We start from the raw sequence: 10,184 nt of genomic DNA, 5'->3' as shown, positions 1-10,184 counted from the left end.
GGAGCTGGCGCTGGTGTCCAACGTCTCGGGAGAGCTGGCCGGCGAGGAGATCACCCAGCCCGGCTACTGGGTCGAGCACGTACGGCAGCCGGTCCGGTTCGCCGACGGCGTCCATGTCATGCGGCGACGCGGGGTCACCCAGTTCCTGGAGGTAGGCCCGGACGCGCAGCTCGCCCCCATGATCGAGGAAATTCTCGCCGACGGCGGCCACGCGGGCCCGGTGGTGCCGCTGCTGCGCCGCGACCGCGACGAGGTGGCTCAGTTCGGGGCCGCACTCGGCGCCGCCTGGGCCGGTGGCGTGACCGTGGACTGGGCCGCCTGGTTCGCCGACCGTGAGACCCCGCCCCGTCCCGTCGCCCTGCCCACCTACCCGTTCCAGCGGCGCCGGTTCTGGCTGGAGGCGCACCGGGCCGGGGACGTGTCGGCGGTCGGCCAGGCGCCTGTCGAGCACCCGCTGCTCGCCGCCGCGGTGACCCACCCGGACGGCGCTGTCACCCTCACCGGGCAGCTGTCCCCGCGTACCCAGCCCTGGCTGGCCGACCACACGATGAACGGCACCGTGATCTTTCCCGGGACCGGCTTCGTGGAGTTGGCGATCCGCGCCGGCGACGAGGTGGACTGCGGTCGGCTGGACGAGCTCGTCCTGGAGACCCCGCTGGTCATCCCCACTGCGGGGGACGCCGGGGACGCGGGCGTGGCCGTACAGGTTGCCGTGACGGCGCCGGACGATCGGGGCCATCGCGCCGTGGAGATCCACTCAAGGGCCGGGGAAGGCTGGATCCGGCACGCCCAGGGCACCCTGGTGCCCGCCACGGCCGACGGCGCCGGCCTCACCGCGTGGCCGCCCCCGGACGCGCAGCCCGTGGACGTCGACGGGTTCGACGACCGGCTGGCCGAGCGCGGCTACGAGTACGGCCCGGCGTTCCGCGCGCTGCGCGCCGCCTGGCGACACGGTGACGAGTTCTACGCCGAGGTGGCGCTGCCGGAAGGGGTGGAGGCCAGCGCCTACGGTGCGCACCCCGCGCTGCTGGACGCCGCGCTGCGGGTGGGCCTGCTACCCGAAATGGACACGGAGACGGCCGACGAGGCCGGGCGGCCGGTGGTTCCGTTCGCCTGGCGCGGGGTCGAGCTGCACGCCACCGGCGCCGCCGCGGCACGGGTACGGCTGCGCCCGGACGACACCGCCGGGGCGGGAGCCGTACGGCTGGACCTGGCCGACGCGACGGGCCGTCCTCTGGCCACTGTGACATCGCTCGAGTCCCGCCCGCTCGCCGCCGACCTCCCGGCCGGCGGCGGGGCGGCGACGCGCCCGCTGTACGAGGTGGAGTGGCGGCCGCTGGACGACGCCGCGCCGGACAACGGCGCGACGGAGGGGCCGGCCGCGCGGGACGCCATCGCGGCGGCCGAGGTGCACGTGTCCGCCTGGGATGACATCGCTGCCCGGGATGACACCGTGGCCCGGGATGACACCGCGGCGGCCATATCCCCGCCGGAGCGGGTACGGCACGGCGTGGCGGCCACGTTGGAGCGCCTGCGGCGCTGGCTGGCCGACGAGCCCTCCGCCGAGGACACCCTGGTCATCGCGACCAGGGGCGCGGTCGCGATCGGCGGCGCGGCGCCGGACGTGGCGCAGGCGGCAGTCTGGGGACTGGCCCGGGCCGCCAGGGAAGAGAGCCAGGGACGGATCATCCTGGTCGATCTGGACCCCGAGCTGGACCCGGACCGCGCTGTGATCGACGAGGCCGCCGCGGCCGCGTTGCGCGCCGGAGAGCCCGAGGCGGCCGTTCGCGCCGGCCGGCTCTGGGTGCCCCGGCTGACCCGCCTCGACACCGGGAATTCCGTCGGCCGCCCCGCCGTGCGAGGAGCCGGAAATGACGCCGGTGTGGCGCCGGACGCTGACCGCCTCGCCGTACGACGAGCCGAGAGTGGCGCCGGTGCCGCCTGGCCGGCCGAGGGCACCACACTGATCACCGGGGGGACCGGCGGCCTGGGCGCCCTGCTGGCCCGGCACCTGGTCACCGAGCACGGGGTGCGGCACCTGGTGCTGACCAGTCGCCGCGGCCTCGACGCACCTGGCGCGGCCGAGCTGTGCGACGAGCTGACCGGGCTGGGCGCCGAGGTGACGGTGGCCGCCTGCGACGTGGCCGACCGCGCCGCGATCGCCGCGCTCCTGGACGAGGTCCCGCCTGAGCGTCCCCTCGCCGCCGTGGTGCACGCGGCCGGAGTGCTGGCCGACGGCACCATCCCGGCGCTCGACGAGGAGCGGGTGGCGCGGGTGCTGCGGCCCAAGGTGGACGGCGCATGGCACCTGCACGAGCTGACCCGCGACCGCGAGCTGCGGGCGTTCGTGCTGTTCTCCTCGACGACCGGGCTGATGGACGCCGGCGGACAGGGCAACTACGCGGCGGCCAACGCCGCGCTGGACGCGCTCGCCGTACGGCGGGCCGCCGCCGGGCTCCCGGCGATCTCGGTGGCCTGGGGGGCGTGGGAGGCGGAACGCGGCATGGCCGGCCGGTTGGACGGCCGTCAGGTCGCCCGTCTGGCCGCCTCCGGGATGCGACCGCTCACCGCCGCGGAGGGGCTGGCCATGTTCGACGCGGCGCTGGCCGCGGGGCATCCCGCGCCAGTGGCCTGCCGGCTGGACCTCGCCGCGCTGCGCGGCCGGGACGCGGAGCCGCCTCCGCTGCTGCGCGCGCTGGCCGGCCGCCGGTCGGCCCGTGCCGCCGCGGCCGGGCCTGGCTCGCTCACCGACCGGCTGGACCGGCTGTCCCCGGCGGAGCGGCGGGAGCTGCTGCTGGGCGTGGTCCGCGCGGAGGCCGCCGGCGTGCTGGGGTACGACGCGGCCGAGTCGGTGCCGGTGGACCGGGCCTTCCAGGAGCTGGGCTTCGACTCGCTGTCCGGAGTGGAACTGCGCAACCGGCTGGGCCGACGGGTCGGCGTGGCGCTGCCGGCGACGCTGGTCTTCGACCACCCGACGGTGACCGCGCTGGCGGCCTACCTGGCGGACCGGTCCGGCGGGAAGCCGGCGCCGACGCCGGCGGCCCCGGCGGCGGCGCCCTCCACCACGACCGACCCCATCGTGATCGTGGGGCTCGCCTGCCGGTACCCGGGCGGCGTGGAATCCCCTGAAGACCTCTGGCGGCTGCTGACCGAGGGCGGGGACGCGGTGGGCGAGTTCCCCGCCGACCGCGGCTGGGAGCTCGGGTCGCTGTTCCATCCGGACCCCGGACACGAGGGGACCTCGTACGCGAGGGAGGCCGCCTTCCTGTACGGCGCCGCCGACTTCGACCCGGACTTCTTCGGGATCAGCCCGCGTGAGGCGGCGGAGATGGATCCCCAGGAGCGGCAGTTCCTGGAGGTGAGCTGGGACGCGCTGGAGCGGGCCGGGATCGACCCGACGTCGCTGCGGGAGACCAGCGCCGGAGTGTTCGCCGGGGTGATGTACCACGACTACGTGCCCGCCGGCGCCGGCGGCGCCACGGTCTCCGGGCGGGTCTCCTACACCCTCGGCCTGCGCGGTCCCGCGCTCTCCGTGGACACCGCCTGTTCGTCCTCGCTGGTGGCGCTGCATCTGGCCGCGGACGCGCTGCGGCGCGGCGAATGCGACCTGGCGCTGGCGGGCGGGGTGACGGTGATGGCCACCCCGGGGTCGTTCGTGGAGTTCTCGCGGCAACGGGGCCTGGCCGCCAACGGTCGATGCAAAGCGTTCGCCGAGGCGGCCGATGGGGTCGGCTGGGGCGAAGGCGTGGGCGTGCTGGTGGTGGAGCGGCTGTCGGACGCCCGCCGCCACGGGCATCGGGTCCTGGCGGTGGTACGCGGCAGCGCGATCAACCAGGACGGCGCCTCCAACGGGCTGACCGCGCCGAACGGTCCCTCCCAGGAGCGGGTGATCGCCCAGGCGCTGGCCTCGGCGGGTCTCGGCCCGGCGCAGGTGGATGTGGTCGAAGGACACGGCACCGGCACCGCGCTGGGCGACCCGATCGAGGCGCAGGCGCTGCTGGCCGCCTACGGCCAGGAGCGGCAGTCGCCGTTGTGGCTGGGCTCGGTGAAGTCGAATCTGGGGCATACCCAGGCGGCCGCCGGGGTGGCCGGTGTGATCAAGATGATCCTGGCGATGCGGCACGGGTTGTTGCCCAAGACGTTGCATGTGGATGCGCCGTCGTCGAAGGTGGATTGGTCTGGCGGGGCGGTGGAGCTGCTGACCGAGCCCCAGCCCTGGCCCCAGGACGTGGACCGGCCGCGCCGGGCGGGGGTGTCGTCGTTCGGTATCTCCGGCACCAATGCTCATGTGATTTTGGAAGAGCCGCCCGTCGAGGAGCCGTCGGCCGCTGACGCGGTTGCGCCGTCGGCGGGAATCGTGGCCGGTGATGACACCGCCGTACTTCCGGTGCTGGTGTCGGCCAAGAGCGAGGCGGCGTTGCGGGCGCAGGCCGATCGGCTGGCCGGGTTCATGACCGAGCACGACGAGGCCGACGTGCTGGATGTGGCCGTCGAGCTGACGCGAAGGGCCGGCCTGCCGCGGCGCGCGGCCGTATTGGGCGGGACCCGGGACGCCGCGGTGGCCGGGCTGCGCGCGCTGGCCGCCGGCGAGCAGGCCGCCGAGCTCGTCCGAGGTCTCGTGCACGACGGCGCCGACCAGCCGGTGTTCGTCTTCCCCGGGCAGGGCGGTCAGTGGCCCGGCATGGCGATCGAACTGCTGGACTCCTCGCCCGCGTTCGCCGCGGCCCTGGAGCGCTGCGCCGCGGAGATCGAGGCGCTGGTGGACTGGCGGGTGCGCGAGGCACTGAGCGACGCCCGGATGCTCGACCGGGTGGACGTGGTCCAGCCGGTGCTCTGGGCGGTCATGGTGTCGCTGGCGGAGACCTGGCGCGCGGCCGGGGTCGAGCCGGCCGCGGTGGTCGGCCACTCGCAGGGCGAGATCGCCGCCGCCTGTGTGGCCGGGGCGCTGTCACTGGCCGACGGGGCGCGGGTGGTGGTGACGCGCGCCCGCGCGGTCGCCGAGCGCCTGTCCGACCTGAACGGCGGCATGATGTCGGTGGCGCTGCCCGCCGAACGGATGACCGAGGTGCTCGCCGAGTACGGCGACGCGGTGTCGGTGGCCGTGGTGAACGGGCCCGGTTCGGTGGTGCTGGCCGGTGACGCCGACGCACTGGACGCGCTGGAGGCCCGGCTGCGGGCCGAAGGCACCCGCGTCAAGCGGCTGGCCGTCGACTACGCCTCGCACGGCACGCAGGTGGAAGTGCTGCGCGAACCGCTGCTGCGGGACCTGGCGGGGCTGAGCCCTCAGACCGCCCGGGTGCCCTTCTACTCCACGGTGGTCGCGGCCGAGCTGGACACCGCCGGGCTGGACGCCGAGTACTGGTACACGAACCTGCGGCGTACCGTGCGGTTCGCGGAGACCACCCGGGCGCTGCTGGCCCGGGGCCGCCGGCTGTTCCTGGAGATGAGCCCCCATCCGATGCTCACTCCGGCGATCGAGGAGACCGCCGCCGCGGACGGCGTGGACGTGGCCGCGCTGGGCACGCTGCGCCGTGACGAGGGCGGCCGGTTCACCACGGCGCTGGCCGAGGCGTGGCTGCGCGGAGCGCCGGTGGACTGGCCGAAGGTCCTGCCGGCCGCGCGGCGGCGGGTGGAACTGCCCACCTACCCCTTCCAGCACGACAGGTACTGGAAGCCGGCCACCCCGGCCGGACCGGCCGGCCTGAGCGCCGCCGGTCTGGACTCCGCCGACCACCCGCTGCTCGCCGCGGTGCTGGACGAGCCGGACGGTGACGGGCTGGTCTTCTCCGGCCGCCTGTCCATCGCGGGTCAGCCGTGGCTCGCCGACCACCAGGTGGCCGACCGGATCCTGGTGCCCGGCGCCGCGCTGGTGGAGATGGCGCTGCACGCCGCCGACAGGGCTGGCTGCGACCTGCTGGAGGAGCTGATCCTGGAACGCCCGCTGGTGCTGCCCGACGACGGCGCGACCCGCGTACGCGTGGTGGTCGGCGCCGCCGAGGACGGCCACCGGCAGATCTCCGTGTACGCCGCACCGGCGTCGGCGGACACGGCGGCGGCCACTGTCGCTTGGACCCGGCACGCCACCGGCACTCTGGCGAAGACCGCCGGCCCGGATCCCGCTCCGCAGCCGCCCGGTTCCGCCTGGCCGCCGGCGGACGCGCGGCAGATGGACGTCGGTGAGCTGTACGAGACCATGGCCGCCGGCGGGTACGGCTACGGGCCGGCGTTCCGCGGGCTGCGCCGTGCCTGGCGCCGCGGCGACGAGATCTTCGCCGAGGTCGCTCTGCCCGAGCCGGTCGCCGGCGAGGCGGACCGGTTCGGGATCCACCCGGCACTGCTGGACGCCGCCCTGCACACCGCCGGGCTCCTCGACGGCGATGCCTCCGGCGCGCCCCGGCTGCCGTTCACCTGGCGCGGCGTACGGCTGCGCACCACGGGCGCCACCGCGGCACGGGTACGGCTGCGCGGCGTCGCCGACCGGCCCGGTACCGACGAGCCCGATCACGGGCGGAACGGTTCGGTGAGCACGGATCGCTTCACCATCGAGCTGGCCGACTCCGCAGGGACCCCGATGGCCTCGGTGGACGCCCTGGTGGTGCGTCCGGTGAGCGACGGGGAACTGGCTCACGCGGCGGCGAACGTCGCGCCACCGCGGCTCACCTGGACACCACTGCCTCCAGTGGCCCCGGTGGCTTCGGTAACCTCCCTCGTTCCGGTGGCCGAGCCGCTCGTCAATGGCGCGGGTTCGACCAACGGCGCGGGTTCGGCCAACGGTTCGGCCGAACCGCGGGCCGACGCGGCGACGGCACACCTCGCCGCCCCGCATCGGGAGGAGTCCGCCGGGGCCGCGATCCCAGGCCTCGAGGTGTTCCACGTGCCCCGCGACGCCGGCGAGGACGCGGCCGCCGCAGCCCACGCGGCCACCCGGGCCACCCTGGACGCGCTGCGCGAGTGGCTGTCCGGCGACCGGCCGGACGGCGCCCGACTGGCCGTGGTGGTACGGCGCGCGGCGGCGGTCGTCCCTGGAGAGGACGCCGATCCCGCACACGCGGCGGCCACCGGCCTGGTGCGTGCCGCGCAGGCGGAACATCCCGACCGGTTCGTCCTGCTCGACACCGACGGGCAAGAAACGCCGTGGGCGGCGGTGCGGGCGGCGATCGAAGCGGGCGAACCGGAGCTGGCCCTGCGCGCAGGCACGGTTCACGCGCCGCGGTTGGCGCGGGACGCCGACGCGCTCGTCCCCCCGGTCGGGCCGTGGCGGCTGGCCACCACCGGCAAGGGCACGCTGTCCAACCTCGCGCTGCTGCCGGCGCCGGAGGCGACCCGCCCGCTGGCGCCCACCGAGGTACGGCTGGCGCCCCGCGTCGCCGGGATCAACTTCCACGATCTGGTGGTCGCCCTCGACATGATCACGGAGGAGGACGACGGCCTGATCGGCGAGGCCGCCGGGGTGGTGCTGGAGGTCGGCTCCGCCGTCACCGACCTGCGGCCGGGCGACCGGGTGACCGGCCTGGTCGACGGCGGCGCCGGCACCGTGGCGATCAGCGACCGGCGGCTGCTCGTTCCGATCCCGGACGACTGGTCGTTCACCGCGGCCGCGGTGCTGCCGATCGTCAATCTCACCGCCTACTACGGCCTGGTCGACCTGGCCGGCGTGGGTCCGGGGGATCGGGTGCTGGTGCACGCCGGCGCGGGCGGAGTCGGCCTGGCCGCGATCCAGCTCGCCCGGCACCTCGGCGCGGAGGTCTACGCGACCGCGTCGCCCGCCAAGTGGCCCGTGCTGCGCGCACTCGGCCTGGACGAGGCCCACCTGGCCTCCTCCAGAGACCTCGGCTTCCGGGAGAAGTTCCTGGCCGCCACCGCCGGCGCGGGGATGGACGTGGTGCTCAACTCGCTGGCCAGGGAGTTCGTCGACGCCTCGCTGGAGCTGCTGCCCCGCGGCGGCCACTTCCTGGAGATGGGCAAGACTGACATCCGGCCTGCGGAAGAGGTGGCCGGCACCCACCCGGGGGTCGTCTACCGGGCCTACGACATGGTGGCCCAGTCACGCACCGAGCACCCGGCGGGCACCCCGGAGCGTATCCAGGAGATCCTCGCCGAGGTGGTGCGGCTGTACGAACATGACGTGCTGCGGCCGTCCCCCGTCACCATCTGGGACGCCCGGCGCGCCAAGGACGCCTTCCGGCACCTCCAGCAGGCACGCCACGTCGGCAAGCTCGCGCTGACCGTGCCGCGGGAGCTCGACCCGGATGGCACCGTCCTGATCACCGGTGGCACCGGCGTCCTCGCCGGGCACGTCGCCCGCCACCTGGTGGCCCGGTATGGCGCGCGGCACCTGCTGCTGGTCACCCGCCGCGGCGCCGACGCACCCGGCGCCGCCGAGCTCCGCGACGAGCTGGCCGAGCTGGGCGCCTCGACACGGGTCGAGTCCTGCGACGTGGCCGACCGGGACGCCCTCGCCGCGCTGCTCGACGGCATCCCGGCGGCGCATCCGCTGACCGGGGTGGTGCACGCGGCCGGCGTCCTCGACGACGCCACGATCGCCTCGCTCACCCCGGACCGGCTCGCCGCGGTGCTGCGTCCCAAGGCCGACGCCGCGTGGCACCTCCACGACCTGACCCGACGGTACGACCTCGCCCTGTTCGTCATGTTCTCCTCGGCCGCCGGGCTGCTCGGCTCGCCCGGGCAGGGCAACTATGCCGCCGGGAACGCCTTCCTGGACGCGCTCGCCCAGCATCGGCGCCATCTCGGCCTGCCCGGGCACTCGCTGGCCTGGGGGCTGTGGGCGGAACGCAGCGCGATGACCGCCCACGTGGGCACGGGCGACTCGGCGCGGTTGGCCGCGACCGGGCTGCGCGAACTCGACACCGAGACCGGACTGCGCCGCTTCGACGCCGCCGTCTCCGGGGATGCCCCGGTGGTGCTCGCCGCGGACGTGGACGCGGAGGCGCTGTCCGGCCACCCGGTGCCGCCGGTGCTGCGTGGCCTGGTGGCCGCGCCGGCGCGGCGACGGGCCGCGGCCGACGCGCCCGCGATGGAGGAGTCGCTGACCGAAAGGCTGACGGGGCTGCTCCCGGCCGAACAGCGCCGCATCCTCCTCGACCTGGTCCGCTCGCACGTGGCCGCGGTGCTCGGGCACGCCGGCGTCGACGCGATCGCGGCGGAGCGGGCCTTCGCCGAGCTGGGCTTCGACTCGCTGACCGCGGTGGAGCTGCGGAATCGGCTGGCCGTCGCCGCCGGGCTGCGCCTTCCGGCGACGCTGGTCTTCGACCACCCCAACCCGGAGGCACTGGTGACGTTCCTCCTCGAGGAACTCGACCCGGAGCACGCCGACCCGGCGCGCGCCGTACTCGACGAACTCGAACGACTGGAGGCCACCATGGCCGAGCCGCTCGCCGAGGCTCCGCCCGGGCAGGCCGATGTGGAGGCGGTGGCGGCCCGGCTGGAGGCGCTGGCCCGCCGGTGGCGGGAGGCGCACCGCCGTGCCGACGGCAACGGAGCTCCGCGCGACCAGGTGCGGGATCTCGCCGCGGCGACCGACGAGGAGCTGTTCGCGGTGCTCGACAGCGAGCTGGGCGGCCTGGACGGGACGTCCTGAACTACGGGGGAGATGACTCATGTCGGGCGACGACCGGCTGCGTGACTACCTGCGCAGGGCCACGGCGGATCTCCAGGAGACCCGGCGGCAGCTGCGCGATGTGACGGAGCGGGCCAGGGAGCCGATCGCGATCGTCGGCATGGCCTGCCGGTACCCGGGCGGGGTGGCCACCCCGGAGGAGCTGTGGAGCCTGGTGGCCGCGGGGCGGGAGGGCATCTCCGGCTTTCCCACCGACCGGGGCTGGGATGTGGACGCGCTCTACGATCCGGAGCTGACCCGCCCGGGAACCAGCTACGTGAACCGTGGCGGGTTCCTGGAGAGCTCCGGCGAGTTCGACGCCGACTTCTTCGGCATGAGCCCGCGCGAGGCCACCGCCACCGACCCGCAGCAACGGCTCATCCTGGAGACCTCCTGGGAGGCCCTGGAGCACGCCGGCGTCGACCCGTCGGGGCTGCGGCGCAGCCGTACCGGGGTCTATGTCGGGGTGATGGCTGAGACTTGCGCCTCAGCATAGGGGACCTTCTTCGCGATGCCTGCGTGTTCAATCTCCAACGATCCTTGTAGCGTGAGCTGGCATGATCGACAG

At 75.3% G+C, this 10,184-nt stretch carries 2 protein-coding genes; both read left to right on the top strand.

Annotation, left to right across the window (positions count from 1 at the left end; translation table 11 throughout):
• Nucleotides 1–13 precede the first annotated feature (13 nt).
• Entirely contained in the window at nt 14–9,598 is a 9,585-nt protein-coding gene (locus tag AB0J64_RS55895; protein WP_364046531.1) for an SDR family NAD(P)-dependent oxidoreductase, read from the top strand.
• 19 nt (nt 9,599–9,617) lie between these two features.
• Nucleotides 9,618–10,112 (top strand): beta-ketoacyl synthase N-terminal-like domain-containing protein, encoded by a 495-nt coding sequence (locus AB0J64_RS55890; RefSeq protein WP_364046529.1) that lies wholly within the window; start codon nt 9,618–9,620, stop codon nt 10,110–10,112.
• Nucleotides 10,113–10,184 lie beyond the last annotated feature (72 nt).

The organism is Nonomuraea sp. NPDC049695, from assembly GCF_040674955.1.
Lineage (GTDB): Bacteria > Actinomycetota > Actinomycetes > Streptosporangiales > Streptosporangiaceae > Nonomuraea > Nonomuraea helvata.
This window is presented reverse-complemented; position numbering and strand designations above follow the sequence as displayed.

Bases quoted from the DNA above. Each gene is read 5' to 3' on its own strand.
- AB0J64_RS55890 (WP_364046529.1), top strand. From the start codon at position 9,618: ATGTCGGGCGACGACCGGCTGCGTGACTACCTGCGCAGGGCCACGGCG.